Raw genomic sequence first — 15,907 nt, 5'->3', positions numbered from 1 at the left:
CAGATCCCTCTTCACGCCGTGAAAAGGATCTGACCCCTTCATAAAGCCTTGTCTCACAAGGTGAGACACCGGGCTGGCATTGTCGCCCATTGCCCCCATCTGGTCACCTCGGTAGGCTGACCGATTGCCGTTCCCTGCTGGCCCGGCACCCAGCCAACGCCCCCACAACCGGATCCCCCATGGCGATGGATTTCATCCGCATCCGCGGTGCGCGGACGCACAACCTCAAGAACATCGACCTCGACCTGCCCCGCGACAAGCTGATCGTGATCACCGGCCTGTCCGGCTCGGGCAAGTCCTCGCTGGCGTTCGACACCATCTATGCAGAAGGCCAGCGCCGCTACGTCGAGTCGCTGTCGGCCTATGCGCGCCAGTTCCTGAGCGTGATGGAAAAGCCGGACCTGGACCACATCGAAGGCCTGTCCCCGGCGATTTCGATCGAGCAGAAGTCGACCTCGCACAACCCGCGTTCGACGGTCGGCACGATCACCGAGATCTACGACTACCTGCGCCTGCTGTACGCCCGCGTCGGCACCCCGCGCTGCCCGGACCACGGCTACCCGCTGGAAGCACAGACGGTCAGCCAGATGGTCGACCAGGTGCTGACCCTGGACCCGGAACAGCGCTACATGCTGCTGGCGCCGGTCATCCGCGACCGCAAGGGCGAGCATGCGCAGGTGTTCGACCAGCTGCGCGCGCAGGGCTTCGTGCGCGTGCGCGTGGACGGCGAGCTGCATGAAATCGACGCGGTGCCGCCGCTGGCGCTGCGCCAGAAGCACACCATCGAGGCGGTGATCGACCGCTTCCGCCCGCGCGAAGACATCAAGCAGCGCCTGGCCGAGAGCTTCGAGACCGCGCTGAAGCTGGGCGACGGCATGGCCTCGGTGCAGAGCTTGGACACGGCCGACGCCGCACCGACGCTGTTCTCCTCCAAGTACTCCTGCCCGGTGTGCGATTACTCGCTGCCGGAACTGGAGCCGCGCCTGTTCTCGTTCAACGCACCGATGGGCGCCTGCCCCGGGTGCGATGGCCTGGGCATGGCCGAATTCTTCGATCCGTCGCGCGTGGTGGTGCACCCCGAGCTGTCGCTGGCCGCCGGTGCGGTGCGCGGCTGGGATCGCCGCAACGCCTACTACTTCCAGCTGATCGCCTCGCTGGCCAAGCACTACAAGTTCGACGTCGATGCGGCGTGGAACTCTCTGCCGGAAAACGTGCAGCAGGCCGTGCTGTACGGCAGCGGCGATGAAGCGATCACCTTCACCTACTTCACCGAAGCCGGCGGCCGCACGCAGCGCAAGCACCGTTTCGAGGGCATCATTCCCAACCTCGAGCGCCGCTACAAGGAAACCGAATCGCCGGCGGTGCGCGAGGAGCTGTCCAAGTACATCAGCGAACAGCCGTGCCCGGAATGCCATGGCGCCCGCCTCAACAAGGCGGCACGCAACGTGTTCGTGGCCGACCGCCCGCTGCCGGACCTGGTGGTGCTGCCGATCGACGAAGCACTGAAGTTCTTCAGCGAACTGAGCCTGCCGGGCTGGCGTGGCGAGATCGCCTCCAAGATCGTCAAGGAAATCGGTGAGCGCCTGGGCTTCCTGGTCGATGTGGGCCTGGATTACCTGACCCTGGAGCGCAAGGCCGACACCCTGTCCGGTGGCGAAGCGCAGCGCATCCGCCTGGCCAGCCAGATCGGCGCCGGCCTGGTCGGCGTGATGTACGTGCTCGACGAGCCGTCGATCGGCCTGCACCAGCGTGACAACGAGCGCCTGCTCGGCACCCTCACCCGCCTGCGCGACCTGGGCAACACGGTGATCGTGGTCGAGCATGACGAGGACGCGATACGCCTGGCCGACTACGTGCTGGACATCGGCCCGGGCGCGGGCGTGCACGGCGGCGAGATCGTCGGCCAGGGCACCCTGCAGGACATCCTGGAGGCACCGCGCTCGCTGACCGGCCAGTACCTGTCGGGCAAGCGCGCGATCGAGATCCCGGCGCGCCGGCACAAGCCGAACCCGAAGATGACCCTGCACCTGCGCGGGGCCAGCGGCAACAACCTCAAGGGCGTGGACCTGGCGATTCCGTCGGGCCTGCTGACCTGCGTGACCGGTGTGTCCGGCTCGGGCAAGTCGACCCTGATCAACGACACCCTGTTCTCGCTGGCCGCCAACGAGATCAACGGTTCCTCGCATCCGATCGCCCCGTACAAGGAGATCGATGGCCTGGACCTGTTCGACAAGGTGGTGGACATCGACCAGTCGCCGATCGGCCGCACCCCGCGTTCGAACCCGGCCACCTACACCGGCCTGTTCACCCCGCTGCGCGAGCTGTTCGCGCAGGTGCCCGAAGCGCGTGCGCGTGGTTATTCGCCGGGCCGTTTCAGCTTCAACGTGCGCGGCGGCCGCTGCGAAGCATGCCAGGGCGATGGCCTGATCAAGGTCGAGATGCACTTCCTGCCGGACGTGTACGTGCCGTGCGACGTCTGCCATGGCAAGCGCTACAACCGCGAGACGCTGGAGATCCTGTACAAGGGCTTCAACATCAACGACGTGCTGGAAATGACCGTCGAGGATGCGCTGAAGCTGTTCGAGCCGGTGCCGTCGATCGCCCGCAAGCTGGAAACGCTGGTCGACGTGGGCCTGAGCTACATCAAGCTTGGCCAGAGCGCGACCACGCTGTCCGGTGGTGAAGCGCAGCGCGTGAAGCTGTCCAAGGAACTGTCGCGCCGCGATACCGGGCGCACCTTGTACATCCTGGACGAACCGACCACCGGCCTGCATTTCCACGACATCGAAGCGTTGCTGGGCGTGCTGCACAAGCTGCGCGACGAAGGCAACACGGTGGTGGTGATCGAACACAACCTGGACGTGATCAAGACCGCCGACTGGATCGTCGACCTGGGTCCGGAAGGTGGCCATCGCGGTGGCACCATCCTGGTCACCGGCACGCCGGAAGACGTGGCGGCCTGCCCGCAGTCGTACACCGGCCAGTTCCTGGCGCGCATGTTGCCGTCCACCAGCGCGCGACCGGAACGCCCGGCCGCCGTGGCCAACAAGCCCGACGCCCGCCCACCGCGCAAGGTGAAGCCTGAAAAGCCCGCCAAGGTGGCCAAGAAGGCGGTGGCGGCAACAAGCACCGGCAAGGCCAGCAAGACTGCTGCCGCCAGCAAGAAGAAGAAGGACGCCTGATGAGCAGCGAACACAAGATCCTGGCCCGCATCCCGATCAGCGTGCGCTGGCGTGACATGGACAGCATGGGCCACGTCAACAACGCCAAGTACATCTCCTACCTGGAAGAAGCCCGCGTGCGCTGGATGCTGGGCGTGGACGGCGTGTCGATGACCGACCGCATCGCACCGGTGGTGGCCGCGACCAACGTCAACTACCGGCTGCCGATCGTGTGGCCCAACGACATCCTGGTCGAACTGTTCGTCGAACGCCTGGGCAACAGCAGCGTGACCATCGGCCACCGCATCGTCGACCAGCAGGACGAATCGAAGCTGTATTCGGACGGCAACGTGGTGGTGGTCTGGATGGACACCCAGACCGGCAAGAGCGCACCGCTGCCGGAGGCGATCCGCAGCGCGTCTACCTGAGGCACTCTGGTAGTGCCGGCCGCTGGCCGGCAACCTCCAGATGTATCGCGGATGCCGGCCCGCGGCCGGCACTACCGACACTGTTCAAAGGACTGACATGATCCACCACACCGAACTGCGCGACCTGCTGCCCGGCATGGTCGCCTTCCCCGCCGATGTCTTCCCCGCCGACCAGGCGTGGCTCGGCCAGCACCTGTTGCCGCTGCTGAAGATCGACCTGGGCGTGCTGCGCCCGGAACTGGTCGGCCAGGTGGCGACGATGCTGTGCCCGATCGAGCCGTATGAAGGCTGTATCGGCGAGACCACCGAAGAACACCACAACGCGTTCACCGGCACCAACTGGATCGCCTTCGAACTGACCGCCGGCAACGAGATGCGTTTCCTCGGCAACGAGGGCTACTTCATCGGTGATGCAGTAGACGACAAGGACGCGCAGGAACACATCGCGCAGATGCGCGAGAGCTACGCCAAGGCCCGCGATTACCATGCCGCGCATGGTCGCCTCGCGTGTTATTCGCGCTATGGCAAGGGTGAAGCCAGCGAACGCGATTATCTGGATACGCTGGGTGGCCCGATCGGTTTCGGCAACTGGACCGAGACGGCGGAGATTCCCGCGGCCTTCGCGCTGGCCTTCACCGAGGCGGCCGATGACCCCAACGCTGCGGACGATGCCGAAACGGTGATCATCACCCGCGACGGCAACAAATTCTTCGCCGTGGCCGACGTGGCTGGTTACAACTGGTGCGCTACCGGCGCCGATGCGATCGTGATGCTCTATGAGCCGGAAAGCCGCACGGTGCTGTTCTCCTACGACTGGTCATAAGCCACCGTGGTAATGCCGGCCGGTGGCCGGCATTCATCACGCTGCCGGCCAGCGGCCGGCACTACCGGATATTCCGGTCGCGCCGAGCGTCCGCGACGCTACGACGGCCATCCCAACCCCTTGCTTCAGCAGCAGCCTGCCGTTTCCCCGCGCGCTTACGGCGCGGCCTTGCGCACCACCAGCGTCGCACTCGCTTCGCCACCGCCCTCCAGCTGCAACCGCAGTGGCAACGCCTGCCCGTCCTTCAATGCGCCCTTGCCCTGCATCAGCATCAGGTGCAGGCCACCGGGCTTGAGTTCGGCACGAGCGCCCGGTGCCAGCGGCAGGCGCTCGATCGCGCGCATCCGGCTGACGCCGTCAGTGATCGTGGTCTCGTGCAGCGACACATCACCAAAGCTGCTGCTGGCCGCACCGGTAATCACCACCGCCTTGCCGCAGCCGTTGTGGATCACGCCGTAGCCGGCGGTCATCGGCATCGCCGGATTCGGCGGCAACCGCGCCCAGCCCTGCTCGACGGTGACGCACGTCGTCTCGGCGGTGGATGCCGATGCTGCGGCCGCACACATCATCAACAATACGCCAACGAATGGTTTGGTTATCATCGCCCAGGTTCCTTCTTCGCAACGAGAACGCAGCATGACGACGCTCATCGAGGTGATCAACCACGGCCCCATCCGCGAACTGCGCCTGGCGCGGCCGCCGGTCAACGCACTGGACACCGAACTGTGCCGGCAGTTGATCCACGCCATCGAGCTGGCCATGGCCGAAGACGCGCACGGCATCGTGCTGTCGGGCAGCGAACGCATCTTCACCGGTGGCATGGACGTGCCGCACCTGCTCTCGCACGGCGATGACAAGCACAAGCTGTTGGACACCTGGAACGCCTTCTTTGGCGCCGTGCGCACGCTGGCCGAGAGCCGCATCCCGGTGGTCGCGGCGATCACCGGGCATGCCCCGGCCGGCGGCTGCGTGCTGGCGCTGTGCTGCGACTACCGGGTGATGGCCCGCAGTGCCGATGCTTCGCGCCCGTATGCCATCGGCCTGAACGAAGTGCAGGTGGGCCTGATCGCGCCGGAGGGCATCCAGCGCCTGCTGCGCCGCGCGGTGGGCGTTCACCGCGCCGGCGTCCTGCTGACCACCGGCTCGCTGGTGCCGGCCGAACAGGCGCTGCAGATCGGCCTGGTCGATGAACTGGCTGAAGGTGACCTGGTGGTGGCGCGTGCGCTGGCCTGGCTGCAGAACCTGCTGAAGCAGCCGCGCCAGCCGATGCTGCTGACCCGCGCGGTTGCCCGCGCCGACCTGCACGAAGCCCTGCACCCGGACCTGATCCAGCTGGACCGCTTTGTCGAAGCCTGGTTCGCCCCGGACGCACAGAACGCCCTGCAGGCGCTGGTGGCCCGGCTCGGCAAGTAAACGGTAGTGCCGGCCGCTGGCCGGCAATCGCAGGCACCCCAAGATGATCATGAGGTTGCCGGCCAGCGGCCGGCACTACCGATGATGGGCCGGACTGGACCGGTATAATCAGGCCCTCTTCATTGCTGTGGCTGCCCCCTTGAACGACACGCCCGAACCCGTCGTCTCCGAGCTGATCGACCTGCTCACCCTGGAGCGGCTGGAGGACAACCTGTTCCGCGGGCAGAGCCGCGACATCGGCACCAAGTACGTGTTCGGCGGGCAGGTGCTGGGCCAGGCATTGGCCGCGGCGCAGGCCACGGTCGACAACGGCCGCCACGTGCATTCGCTGCACGCCTATTTCCTGCGCGCCGGCAACATCGACCACCCGATCGTCTACGACGTGGACCGTACCCGCGATGGCGGCAGCTTCTCGGTGCGCCGGGTCACCGCGATCCAGCACGGCAAGGTGATCTTCTTCTGCGCGGCCTCGTTCCAGCAGGCCGAAACCGGTGCCGAGCACCAGCACAAGATGCCCGAAGTGCCGCAGCCGGAAGACATCGAACCGAACCGTCCGCTGCCGGCCGAAGTGCTGGAGCGGCTGCCGATCAAGGTGCAGCGCTGGCTGTCGCGCGGCGGCCCGTTCGAGTTCCGCCACGTCTACCCGCGCGACGAACTGAACCCGCCCAAGCGCCCGCCCTACCACCAGGTGTGGCTGCGTCTGAGCGAGCCGGTCGGCGATGCACCCGAGCTGCACCAGGCGCTGCTGGCCTATGCCTCCGACTTCCACCTGCTGGGCACCGCGACGTTCCCGCACGGCATCAGCTACTACCACCCACATGTGCAGATGGCCTCGCTCGACCACGCCATCTGGTTCCACCGCCCGTTCCGTGCCGACGACTGGCTGCTGTACTCGCTGGACAGCCCCAGCGCACAGGATTCGCGCGGCCTGGCCCGCGGCCAGTTCTTCACCCGCAACGGCGTGCTGGTCGCCAGCACCGCGCAGGAAGGCCTGATCCGCGTCGTTCCCGACCAGGCAGCGGCCGCCGCCGTGCCGGCAAAGGATTGATCCGATGCGCCAGATCTTCAGCAGCCAGCGCGTGGAAACCGTGGAAGGCGTGGCCGAGCTCCTGCGCGGGCATGGCATCGAGGTCAAGGTGACCAATGGGCGCTCGTACAAGACCCGCCGCCGCGGCCAGTTCAGCTATACCGACCTGGGTAACGCCAGCGCCTACCCGGCGGTGTGGATCGTGCGCGCCGACGACCAGCCGCGCGCGCGTGAAATCCTGCGCGAGGCGCGCCTGCTCGACACCACCCGCCGCGATCATCCCACCGCCGAATTCGCCTTCCGCGACATGCAGGAAACCAAGGGCGGCGGCCGCAGCTGGGCCTGGCGCATCCGCATCGCCCTGCTGGTGGTGATCGCCGGCGTGGCGCTGGTGATCGGCCTGCGCCATCGCGGCGCCCCGGCGCCGACTGCGCCGGCCCCCGCCCCGCAGGCCCAACCGCAGCAGGCGCAACCTGCCCCGCAGGCTGGGCCGGAAGAGGAAGAAGTCCGGGTCCGCATCCAGCCCACCCAATGACGCACGGGTAGTGCCGGCCGCTGGCCGGCAACCTCATGAACCCGGCCGGCGGGCTGCGGTTGCCGGCCAGCGGCCGGCACTACCGTGCAGAAGGCCGGTCACACTTCGCGCGCGGCTCCGTCATGGGACACAATCCCAGCAGGAGAGCCGCCGTGACGACCTTCGCCGTATCGATCGACCAGACGCTGGAACGTGAACTGCCGGCAGCCGCCGGCGGCTGCCAGCATGCCTATGGCCGCATCGTGCTGGCCTGCCAGAACACGGTCACCGCCATTGCGCTGGCCATCACCCGCGACCGCCAAGCCAGCGAGGACATCGCCCAGGAAGCCTTCGTGAAGGGCTGGCAGCAGCTGCACCAGCTGCGCAGTTCAACCAGCTTCCTGCCCTGGCTGCGGCAGATCACCCGCAACCTGGCCCGCGACTGGCTGCGTGCGCAACATGGCCGGCCACTGACCGGCGAAGCCGCCGAGGTTGCGCTGGGCATGGCCGCCGACCCATCCCCGGAGGCGGCCGACCGGCTGCAGCGGGTGGAAGAAGAGATCGCCGCCGAGGACATCATTTCCGCACTGCCCGCCGACAGCCGCGAAGTGCTGTTGCTGTACTACCGCGAAGGCCAGCGCTCGCAGCAGGTCGCCGACCTGCTCGGGCTCAGCGATGCAGCCGTGCGCAAGCGCCTCTCGCGCGCCCGTGCCCTGGTGCGCGACGGCCTGCTGCAGCGCTTCGGCGAGTTCGCCCGCAGCAGCGCCCCGAGTGCGGCGTTCGCCACTGCCGTGGTGTCGATGGTGCTGGTGGCTGCGCCCGGCACCGCCAGCGCGGCGATCCTGCTCGGCACCGGGGTCGGCATCGGTGGCAGCAAACTCGGCCTCGGCGGTGCCAGTGCGGCAGGCGGCACCGCGCTGGGCTCGTTGACTGCCACGCTGGGCCAGCTGCACGTGCTGCCGGCCGAAAGCTGGGGCGCGGTCATCGGTGGCGTGATTGGCGGAGCGATCGGCAGCTATCTCGGCGGGCGCTTCCTGATGTCGTACACCGAGACCGACGCGGAGCGCACCGACGTGCGTCGCTTCCTCTACCTCAACATCACCACCGGCATGTTCTGGTGCCTGGCGATCCTGTTGGCGGTGATGCTGCAGGTGCCGGTCTGGGCGCAGCTGCTGGTGCTGGCCGTGGGCCTGGGCGTGGTCAACTACCAGTGCCTGGTGCCGCTGCAGCGGGTGATGGCACCGATGATCGCGCGCGATTCGGCGCGTCGCGGCCGCAGTGGAACCAACTGGAAGTACGAATCGATGTACGGCCGCACCGGCATCATCGCCATGAACCTGATGGTGATCGCACTGGTGCTGTATTCGCTGATGCGCAGCGGCCGGCTGTAACGGACAACGCCGGCAGTACGCCGGCGTTGTCGTAAATCACTGTGTTGAACCTCAGCGCTGCGGCTGCGGCTTCGGCGCAGCACCGTCGCGCGGGCCGCCCTGACGCGGACCACCGTGCATCGGGCGCTTGGCCGCATCGAACTCGGCCTTGCTCAGCTGGCCATCCTTGTTGGTGTCGGCCGCGGCGAACCAGGCATCACGCATCTGCTTCACGCGCAGTTCGCGATCGGCCTTGTCGAGGTAGCCGTCCTTGTTGAGGTCGAGCTGGTCGAAGCGTGCGGCCAGGCGCGGATCGGCCTTGGCTTCCTCGCGGCTGATGCGGCCGTCCTTGTTGACGTCCAGCTTGGCCCAGCGCTCACCACCGTGGCCACGGCGACCGTGCTTCCAGCGCGGCAGTTCATCGCGCGAGAGCTTGCCGTCCTTGTTCTTGTCCAGCTCGTCGAACTTCGCCGCCAGACGCGGGTTGGCAGCGGCTTCGCTGCGGTCGATGACGCCGTCGCCATTGGTGTCCAGCTTGGCCGGGCGCTGCGCCGGCGTGGTCGGCGTGTCGGCCGCCAGCGCGATACCGGAAGCGGAGGTGCCGAGCAGCAGGGCCAGCAGCAGGGGGGTACGGATCATGGAGTCACTCCTGGGGATGGGAATTGCGTCGGGGTGATCACTTCACCCTCGGGGGACAACAACGCCCGGGCGCGACATCGGTTGACGTCGCTGCCAGTTCCGTTCATCCAGCGGACAGTCGCCGCCACTGCGACGGGGTGGGGCTATGCTGTGCCCATGGCGATGCATGGCGACAGAGACGACGAACTGCGACTTTTCCAGACCGGCGAGCACCCCTGCGGGTACTGGTCGGACCGGGTGGCGCGCGACCTGGTGCTGGACCCGCACGACCGCCGCCTGGGTGGCCTGTACCCGCTGGCACTGAGCTGGGGCTTCCGCCGCAGTGGCGACCTGGTCTATCGCCCGCACTGCGCGCATTGCCAGGCCTGCGTGGCGGTACGCATTCCCGTGGCCCGCTTCGCACCGGACCGTAGCCAGCGCCGCTGTGCCGCCCGCAATGACGACCTGGAGGTGCGGATCACTGCCGCCACCGCCCGTGACGACCTGTTTGCGCTGTATCACCGCTACCTCACCCACCGCCACGCCAACGGCGGCATGGATGACCACGGCCCGCACGAATTCGAGCAGTTCCTGATCGGCAGCTGGTCGCACACCCGCTTCATGGAGATGCGCCTGCCCGGCCACGACGGCCAACCCAGCCAGCTGCTGGGGGTGGCGGTGACCGACGTCACCGAGCACGGCCTGTCGGCGGTCTACACCTTCTTCGACCCGGACCATGCCGCTCGCGGGCTGGGCACTTTCGCGATCCTGCAGCAGATCGAGTGGGCGCGCCGCGAGAGCCTGTCGCACGTGTACCTGGGCTACTGGATCCGCGGCCACCAGAAGATGGACTACAAGCGCCGCTTCCATCCGCTGGAAGCCTACGACGGCCGCCGCTGGCACGATTTCGACAAGGATCTGGACGGGCGCTGACAAACCGCTGACACCGGGCCGGGTGCACAATACGGCCCATGAACGCCAAACCCCTGATCCTCGCCCTGGCCCTGCTCTGCGGCGCCACCGCCCCCGCCTTCGCCACGTCCCCCGCGATGACCGAAAAGCCGTCCGCTGCGCTGCGCCTGGCCACCTACAACACCTCGCTGTACTCCGATGACGCCGGTGGCCTGATCAAGGAACTGGAAGGCGACAGCGAACACGCACGCAAGATCGCCGCGGTGCTGCAGCAGGTGCGCCCGGACCTGGTGCTGCTGAACGAGTTCGACTTCGACGACGCCCATCGCGCCGCCGACCTGTTCCAGAAGCGCTACCTGGAAGTGGCCCAGCCCGGCGGCGGCAAGCCGCTGCACTTCGCCTACCGCTACCTGGCCCCGGTCAACACCGGCCTGCCCAGCGGCCTGGACCTGGACAACAACGGCGTGGTCGGCGGCGAAGGCCGCAGCCGCGGCAACGATGCCTGGGGCTACGGCCTGCACCCGGGCCAGTACGGCATGCTGGTGCTGTCGCGCTACCCGATCGATGAAGCCAAGGTGCGCAGCTTCCAGCTGCTGAAGTGGAGCACGATGCCCGGCGCGATCCGTCCGGTTGACCCGCGCACCGGCAAGAGCTTCTACAACGACCACGTGTGGTCGCAGCTGCGGCTGTCCTCCAAGTCGCATTGGGACGTGCCGGTGAAGACCCCGGCCGGCGTGGTGCATGCGCTGGTCTCGCACCCGACGCCGCCGGTGTTCGACGGCCCGGAAAAGCGCAATGCCGCGCGCAACCACGACGAGCTGCGCCTATGGCAGGAGTACCTGTCCAAGGGTGACAAGCCGTGGCTGTGCGACGACAAGGGCCAGTGCGGCGGCCTGGCCCAGGACGCACGCTTCGTGATCCTGGGCGACCTCAACAACGACCCGGTCGATGGTGATGGGCGCCATGAGGCGATCGTCGAACTGATCGAGAACGCCCGCGTGCTGCGCTACCCCACCCCGCGCAGCGTCGGCGGCGAGCAGACCAGCCTGGCCTATGCGGCCAAGGGCATCGCACGCAAGGGCGCGCCGTTCCATGCCACCGGCGATTTCGGCCCGAAGTCCGGCACCATGCGCCTGGACTACGTGCTGCCCTCGACGGGTTTCGAGTACATCGGCAGCGGCATCTTCTGGCCGGCCAATGAAAGCCCGGAAGCGAAGATCGCCGACGGCAGCGACCACCACCTGGTGTGGGTGGACGTAAAACCGTAACCGGTGTCGATGGGGTACCGACCAACGGTCGGTACCCACCGGAATTCGGCCGCCGGGCATGGCCCGGCGCTATCGCCTTACGGGCGCAGTTCGACGCCGATGGCGTCGGCGGCGTCACGCGCGATCGAACGCGCTTCGTCGACGGTTTCGGCACGCGCCAGGGTCACGCCCACGCGACGATGGCCGTGCACGCTGGGCTTGCCGAACAGGCGCACGGCGGTGTCCGGCACCTGCAGCGCGGCAGCGACGTTGTTGAAGTACGGCACGCCTTCGCCATGCGCCAGCAGCGCGCACGAGGCCGACGGGCCGCTCTGGCGGATCACCGGAATCGGCAGCCCAAGAATGGCGCGCGCGTGCAGCGCGAACTCGCTCAGTTCCTGCGACACCAGCGTCACCAGGCCGGTGTCATGCGGGCGCGGCGACACTTCGCTGAACCACACTTCGTCGCCCTTCACGAACAGCTCGACGCCGAACAGGCCCCAACCACCGAGATCGTCGGTAATGGCGCGCGAGATCTCTTCGGCACGCGCCAGCGCCGCACTCGACATCGGCTGCGGCTGCCAGCTCTCGCGGTAGTCGCCGTCCTTCTGCAGGTGGCCGATCGGCGCACAGAACGAGGTACCGCCTGCGTGGCGCACGGTCAGCAGGGTGATCTCGTAATCGAAATCGATGAAGCCTTCCACGATGCAGCGGCCGGCACCGGCACGGCCACCGGTCTGCGCGTACTCCCAGGCCGGGGCGATGTCCGCCTCGCTGCGCAGGGTGCTCTGGCCCTTGCCGGACGACGACATCACCGGCTTGACCACGCAGGGCAGGCCGATCGCGGCCACGGCGGCACGGTACTCGGCCTCGGTATCGACAAAGCGGTACGGTGAGGTCGGCAGGCCCAGGGTTTCGGCGGCCAGGCGGCGGATACCTTCACGATCCATGGTCAGGCGTGCGGCGCGCGCGGTCGGAATCACCCGCAGGCCCTGCTCCTGTTCCAGCTGGACCAGGGTCTCGGTGTGGATGGCTTCGATCTCCGGCACCACCAGGTGCGGCTGCTCCTGGGCGATCAGCGCGCGCAGGGCCATCGCGTCCAGCATGTCGATCACGTGCGAGCGATGCGCGACCTGCATTGCCGGCGCATCGGCGTAGCGGTCGGCGGCGATCACTTCCACGCCCAGCCGCTGCAGCTCGATGGCCACCTCCTTGCCAAGTTCACCCGAGCCCAGCAGCAGCACCCGGGTGGCGGAGGGGGACAACGGAGTTCCAAGCTTGGCCATGGCGGTTCCAGCAGCGATGTGAAGGCGGGTGGGCATTCTAGCTGGCCGGGCACCCCGGCCACGGCATCCGACGAACGGTAGCTCGAACCTGATATCACTTTGATATCTTTATTCCGACCCCTCAAGGACGTACTGCCATGAAAGAGAAGTCGCTGTCCTCGCTCAACGGCCTCGGCACGCTGGCCGGCGCGCTGCTCGTTGCCCTCGCCGGTGCCGCCCTGTTCGTGCTCGGGGTCGCCGCCAAGGCCAGCACCGGCTCGCCCAACCTGCTGCTGATGCTGCTGGGCGTCCTGCTGGTCGCGGCGGGCGTGTTCATCCTGGCCGGCCTGTACACCGTCCAGCCCAACCAGGCCGCGGTGCTGAGCCTGTTCGGCAAGTACGTGGGCACGGTGAAGGACAACGGCCTGCGCTGGAACAACCCCTTCTACAGCAAGCGCCGGGTCAGCCAGCGCGTGCGCAACTTCGAGAGCGGCAAGCTGAAGGTCAACGAGCTCGACGGCAGCCCGATCGAGATCGCCGCAGTGATCGTCTGGCAGGTGGTCGATGCCTCCGAGGCGGTCTACAACGTGGACGACTACGAGAGTTTCGTGCACATCCAGTCCGAATCGGCGCTGCGCGCGATGGCCACCAGCTATCCCTACGACCAGCACGAGGACGGCCAGCTGGCCCTGCGCAGCCACGCCAGCGAGATCTCCCAGCACCTGAAGAACGAGCTGGCCGAGCGCCTGGCCGATGCCGGCGTGCAGGTGATCGACGCGCGCATCAGCCACCTCGCCTATGCCGCCGAAATCGCCCAGGCCATGCTGCAGCGGCAGCAGGCCAATGCGGTGATCGCCGCACGCACGCGCATCGTTGCCGGCGCGGTCGGCATGGTCGAGATGGCCCTGGCCGAACTGCAGAAGAACGGCGTGGTGCAGCTGGACGAGGAGCGCAAGGCGCACATGGTCAGCAACCTGCTGACCGTGCTGTGCTCGGACCGCGGCACCCAGCCGATCGTCAATGCCGGTTCGCTGTACTGAACCACCCTCGCAACGGGGCGCCCCACCGCCCCGCCAGGAGTTTTCATGAGTGAGAAGAAAGCCTATCCGCTGCGCATCAATGCCGAGGTCCTGGCCGCGGCACAGCGCTGGGCTGACGACGAGCTGCGCAGCCTCAACGCGCAGATTGAATACGTGCTGCGCGACGCCCTGCGCAAGGCAGGACGCCTGCCGAAACCCAAATCATCGCCGGAGGACAAGGAATGAGCACGCGCTGGAGTTACCAGACGATTGAAGTGAAGACCTCGATGATGGGCCTGCACAAGGCCGAGGACATCCAGAGCGAACTGACCCGCCAGGGGCTGCTGGGCTGGGAGCTGGTCAACATCATCATTCCGGCGCCGATGCGCCCAGCCATGCTGGTCTTCAAGAAGGAAATCTGAGCCATGAGCGGCAGCGACCCGAAGCGCTTCGACGTGGCGGAGAGCTCGCCGTTCCGCGTGCTGTGGGTGGTGCTGCCATTGCTGCTGGCGTTCGCCATCAGCGTCTACGCGCAGCTGCACACTGCCCGCGCCAACGCGCCGTGGATGGAAGTGACGCTCTCGCCGCCCTGGTTCCGGATGGGTGGCAGCGCCGCATGGAGCCTGCTGGTGATCGCCGCATTTGCTGTCGGGCTGGGCGCGGCTTTCTTCCGCCGCCGGGTGGAACTGGCCGGCGACGTACTGGATGTACGCTCGACGCTGTATCGGCGGCGTGTTCCGGTGGCGCAACTGCGATTGGATCAGGCCGAGGTGGTCGATCTCGGCCACGACCGCCGCTACGGCATCCGCTTCAAGACCAACGGCTATTCGATGCCGGGCTTCCATTCCGGTCATTTCCGCTTGAAGAGCGGCGGCAAGGGGTTTGCGTTGGTCACCGACCGTACCCGTGTCCTGGCCCTACCGGTCAGCGACGGCAGCACGCTGCTGCTCAGCATGGACCGGCCACAGGCGCTGCTGGATGCACTGCGCAAAGTGGCCCCACCGGCGCCGCGGCAGTAAGCTGCGGCGATGCAACGACGCCCGCCCCTGCTGCTCAATACCGAGGCCATCGAAGTGTGGCCCGCCGATCTGCTGCGTGCACGCAGCACTACCGATGCGCGCCTGTTGGCGCAGGCGCAATGGGTGCTGCGGCGCAAGCGTGATGGCCGCTACCTGGCGGCCGTACGGGCGCACGGCGTGCATTCGATGGTGCCGCGCCTGGCGCGTGAACCCGGGACCGAGGAGGCGCTGGCACTGCTGGACGCAGCGGCAGGCCGACCGTTCGGCGCTGCGCTGGAAGATCAATGGCTGCCACTGGCCGGGCTACAGCAGCGCCTGCAGCAGCTGGGCCTGGACGCACAGCGCTACGCCGACGACAGCGGCCTGCCCTTGGAACCGGAACCCTGCCTGCTGCATTTCGCTGGTCGTGACCGCTTCGCCCGCCCGCTGTGGCTGCGGCGCAGCGCCGCGCAGGGCTGGCGACGGATGCGCCTGCACGCGGCGCAGGATGGCATCGCGCTGGACGCGATCTCCGGTTTCCGCAGCCATGCCTACCAGCTGGGGATCTTCGAGCGTAAGCGCGCGCGTGGCCTGGGCGTGGCGGAGATCCTGAAGGTCAATGCAGCACCGGGCTTCAGCGAGCATCACAGCGGTCATGCGCTGGATATCGGCACCCCGGGCGATGCGCCGGCAGAGGAATCCTTCGACGCCACCGATGCGTTCGCCTGGCTGCAGTCCCATGCCGGCGCGCACGGCTTCCAGCTGAGCTACCCACGCGACAACCCGCACGGCATCGTCTACGAACCCTGGCATTGGTGCTGGAAGCCGGCCAACGGCTGAGCCCCTCGTGGCGGCCGCAAGGCGAAATTCATGGAGCTGTCCGGGCAGGTAGGCTGGGCAGGGGACGCTGTGAATCCGTCCCTGGAGCAACTGTGTTGAGGCAGGGGCCTCAGCTTCTCCGGCAGACACGCACGGTAGTGCCGGCCGCTGGCCGGCAGCCTCTTGCAGCGCGCACGGGGCTGGCTTCAGGCGGGGATCGATCCGCCTTGAGCGTCACGCACGCGGGCGTTGAGAATCACCAGCATCTTCCGCATCACCGCCACGATGGCCAC

17 protein-coding genes are annotated in these 15,907 nt (G+C 67.5%); 14 read left to right on the top strand and 3 right to left on the bottom strand.

Annotated features, from left to right (window positions below):
* The first annotated feature begins 179 nt into the window (after window positions 1-179).
* The 3 genes from uvrA (at window position 180) to ACMZPQ_RS03775 (ending at window position 4,412) form a co-directional block, all read left to right on the top strand.
* Window positions 180-3,182 carry an excinuclease ABC subunit UvrA gene (uvrA, locus tag ACMZPQ_RS03785; protein WP_197584022.1) on the top strand — a complete coding sequence of 1,001 codons (3,003 nt, stop codon included), beginning with the start codon at window positions 180-182 and terminating at the stop codon, window positions 3,180-3,182.
* Window positions 3,182-3,589, top strand: a complete 408-nt coding sequence (locus tag ACMZPQ_RS03780) for an acyl-CoA thioesterase (protein ID WP_006424673.1) — start codon at window positions 3,182-3,184, stop codon at window positions 3,587-3,589. Before uvrA ends, ACMZPQ_RS03780 begins: the two co-directional genes overlap by 1 nt.
* Window positions 3,590-3,686: 97 nt before the next feature.
* A complete protein-coding gene (locus ACMZPQ_RS03775; protein WP_197584020.1) occupies window positions 3,687-4,412 on the top strand; it encodes an enolase in 726 nt (241 codons plus the stop codon).
* A gap of 155 nt (window positions 4,413-4,567) precedes the next feature.
* On the opposite strand, the gene ACMZPQ_RS03770 is transcribed toward ACMZPQ_RS03775, so the two are convergent.
* Window positions 4,568-5,014 carry a copper chaperone PCu(A)C gene (locus ACMZPQ_RS03770; protein WP_197584018.1) on the bottom strand — a complete coding sequence of 149 codons (447 nt, stop codon included), beginning with the start codon at window positions 5,012-5,014 and terminating at the stop codon, window positions 4,568-4,570.
* A gap of 34 nt (window positions 5,015-5,048) precedes the next feature.
* On the opposite strand from ACMZPQ_RS03770, the gene ACMZPQ_RS03765 reads away from it, so the two are divergent.
* The 4 genes from ACMZPQ_RS03765 (at window position 5,049) to ACMZPQ_RS03750 (ending at window position 8,757) form a co-directional block, all read left to right on the top strand.
* Complete coding sequence (locus ACMZPQ_RS03765) at window positions 5,049-5,825, top strand: enoyl-CoA hydratase/isomerase family protein (RefSeq protein WP_312646965.1); 777 nt, start codon at window positions 5,049-5,051, stop codon at window positions 5,823-5,825.
* A 127-nt stretch (window positions 5,826-5,952) separates the two neighbouring features.
* Window positions 5,953-6,873 (top strand): acyl-CoA thioesterase II, encoded by a 921-nt coding sequence (gene tesB, locus ACMZPQ_RS03760; protein ID WP_004148214.1) that lies wholly within the window; start codon window positions 5,953-5,955, stop codon window positions 6,871-6,873.
* 4 nt (window positions 6,874-6,877) lie between these two features.
* On the top strand, window positions 6,878-7,387 hold the full coding sequence (locus ACMZPQ_RS03755) for a pathogenicity-like protein (RefSeq protein ID WP_414486185.1): 510 nt from the start codon (window positions 6,878-6,880) through the stop codon (window positions 7,385-7,387).
* Window positions 7,388-7,539: 152 nt separating this feature from the next.
* Window positions 7,540-8,757, top strand: a complete 1,218-nt coding sequence (locus tag ACMZPQ_RS03750; protein ID WP_197583889.1) for an RNA polymerase sigma factor — start codon at window positions 7,540-7,542, stop codon at window positions 8,755-8,757.
* 51 nt (window positions 8,758-8,808) lie between these two features.
* Here the strand turns inward: ACMZPQ_RS03750 and ACMZPQ_RS03745 are convergent, their stop codons facing one another.
* Window positions 8,809-9,375, bottom strand: coding sequence for an EF-hand domain-containing protein (locus tag ACMZPQ_RS03745; protein WP_197583888.1), 567 nt, complete (start codon window positions 9,373-9,375; stop codon window positions 8,809-8,811).
* Window positions 9,376-9,531: 156 nt separating this feature from the next.
* Between ACMZPQ_RS03745 and ACMZPQ_RS03740 the strand changes: the two genes are divergently transcribed.
* Together ACMZPQ_RS03740 and ACMZPQ_RS03735 are read left to right on the top strand one after the other, a co-directional pair.
* Entirely contained in the window at window positions 9,532-10,287 is a 756-nt protein-coding gene (locus tag ACMZPQ_RS03740; RefSeq protein WP_197583887.1) for an arginyltransferase, read from the top strand.
* A 38-nt stretch (window positions 10,288-10,325) separates the two neighbouring features.
* Window positions 10,326-11,534 (top strand): endonuclease/exonuclease/phosphatase family protein, encoded by a 1,209-nt coding sequence (locus tag ACMZPQ_RS03735; protein ID WP_197583886.1) that lies wholly within the window; start codon window positions 10,326-10,328, stop codon window positions 11,532-11,534.
* 77 nt (window positions 11,535-11,611) lie between these two features.
* Here the strand turns inward: ACMZPQ_RS03735 and purT are convergent, their stop codons facing one another.
* Window positions 11,612-12,799, bottom strand: a complete 1,188-nt coding sequence (purT, locus tag ACMZPQ_RS03730; protein WP_197583885.1) for a formate-dependent phosphoribosylglycinamide formyltransferase — start codon at window positions 12,797-12,799, stop codon at window positions 11,612-11,614.
* A gap of 137 nt (window positions 12,800-12,936) precedes the next feature.
* Between purT and ACMZPQ_RS03725 the strand changes: the two genes are divergently transcribed.
* The 5 genes from ACMZPQ_RS03725 to ACMZPQ_RS03705 are packed head-to-tail and all read left to right on the top strand — an operon-like array spanning window position 12,937 to window position 15,635.
* A complete protein-coding gene (locus ACMZPQ_RS03725) occupies window positions 12,937-13,818 on the top strand; it encodes an SPFH domain-containing protein (protein WP_197583884.1) in 882 nt (293 codons plus the stop codon).
* A 45-nt stretch (window positions 13,819-13,863) separates the two neighbouring features.
* On the top strand, window positions 13,864-14,043 hold the full coding sequence (locus ACMZPQ_RS03720; protein WP_197583883.1) for a type II toxin-antitoxin system antitoxin: 180 nt from the start codon (window positions 13,864-13,866) through the stop codon (window positions 14,041-14,043).
* Window positions 14,040-14,219 (top strand): DUF4177 domain-containing protein, encoded by a 180-nt coding sequence (locus ACMZPQ_RS03715; protein WP_197583882.1) that lies wholly within the window; start codon window positions 14,040-14,042, stop codon window positions 14,217-14,219. The genes ACMZPQ_RS03720 and ACMZPQ_RS03715 overlap by 4 nt, the downstream gene beginning before the upstream one ends.
* Window positions 14,220-14,222: 3 nt before the next feature.
* Window positions 14,223-14,816, top strand: a complete 594-nt coding sequence (locus ACMZPQ_RS03710) for a PH domain-containing protein (RefSeq protein ID WP_197583881.1) — start codon at window positions 14,223-14,225, stop codon at window positions 14,814-14,816.
* Window positions 14,817-14,825: 9 nt separating this feature from the next.
* Window positions 14,826-15,635, top strand: coding sequence for a D-alanyl-D-alanine carboxypeptidase family protein (locus ACMZPQ_RS03705; protein ID WP_197583880.1), 810 nt, complete (start codon window positions 14,826-14,828; stop codon window positions 15,633-15,635).
* Window positions 15,636-15,907 lie beyond the last annotated feature (272 nt).

Origin of the sequence: Stenotrophomonas maltophilia, assembly GCF_047497515.2 — a bacterium.
Classification (GTDB): domain Bacteria; phylum Pseudomonadota; class Gammaproteobacteria; order Xanthomonadales; family Xanthomonadaceae; genus Stenotrophomonas.
This window is presented reverse-complemented; position numbering and strand designations above follow the sequence as displayed.

Coding starts and splice junctions, on each gene's coding strand:
- ACMZPQ_RS03710 (WP_197583881.1), top strand. CDS start 14,223: ATGAGCGGCAGCGACCCGAAGCGCTTCGACGTGGCGGAGAGCTCGCCG.
- ACMZPQ_RS03740 (WP_197583887.1), top strand. CDS start 9,532: ATGGCGATGCATGGCGACAGAGACGACGAACTGCGACTTTTCCAGACC.
- ACMZPQ_RS03745 (WP_197583888.1), bottom strand. CDS start 9,375: ATGATCCGTACCCCCCTGCTGCTGGCCCTGCTGCTCGGCACCTCCGCT.
- ACMZPQ_RS03770 (WP_197584018.1), bottom strand. CDS start 5,014: ATGATAACCAAACCATTCGTTGGCGTATTGTTGATGATGTGTGCGGCC.
- ACMZPQ_RS03725 (WP_197583884.1), top strand. CDS start 12,937: ATGAAAGAGAAGTCGCTGTCCTCGCTCAACGGCCTCGGCACGCTGGCC.
- ACMZPQ_RS03735 (WP_197583886.1), top strand. CDS start 10,326: ATGAACGCCAAACCCCTGATCCTCGCCCTGGCCCTGCTCTGCGGCGCC.
- ACMZPQ_RS03715 (WP_197583882.1), top strand. CDS start 14,040: ATGAGCACGCGCTGGAGTTACCAGACGATTGAAGTGAAGACCTCGATG.
- ACMZPQ_RS03755 (WP_414486185.1), top strand. CDS start 6,878: ATGCGCCAGATCTTCAGCAGCCAGCGCGTGGAAACCGTGGAAGGCGTG.
- ACMZPQ_RS03775 (WP_197584020.1), top strand. CDS start 3,687: ATGATCCACCACACCGAACTGCGCGACCTGCTGCCCGGCATGGTCGCC.
- ACMZPQ_RS03765 (WP_312646965.1), top strand. CDS start 5,049: ATGACGACGCTCATCGAGGTGATCAACCACGGCCCCATCCGCGAACTG.
- ACMZPQ_RS03780 (WP_006424673.1), top strand. CDS start 3,182: ATGAGCAGCGAACACAAGATCCTGGCCCGCATCCCGATCAGCGTGCGC.
- ACMZPQ_RS03705 (WP_197583880.1), top strand. CDS start 14,826: ATGCAACGACGCCCGCCCCTGCTGCTCAATACCGAGGCCATCGAAGTG.
- ACMZPQ_RS03720 (WP_197583883.1), top strand. CDS start 13,864: ATGAGTGAGAAGAAAGCCTATCCGCTGCGCATCAATGCCGAGGTCCTG.
- uvrA (WP_197584022.1), top strand. CDS start 180: ATGGCGATGGATTTCATCCGCATCCGCGGTGCGCGGACGCACAACCTC.
- purT (WP_197583885.1), bottom strand. CDS start 12,799: ATGGCCAAGCTTGGAACTCCGTTGTCCCCCTCCGCCACCCGGGTGCTG.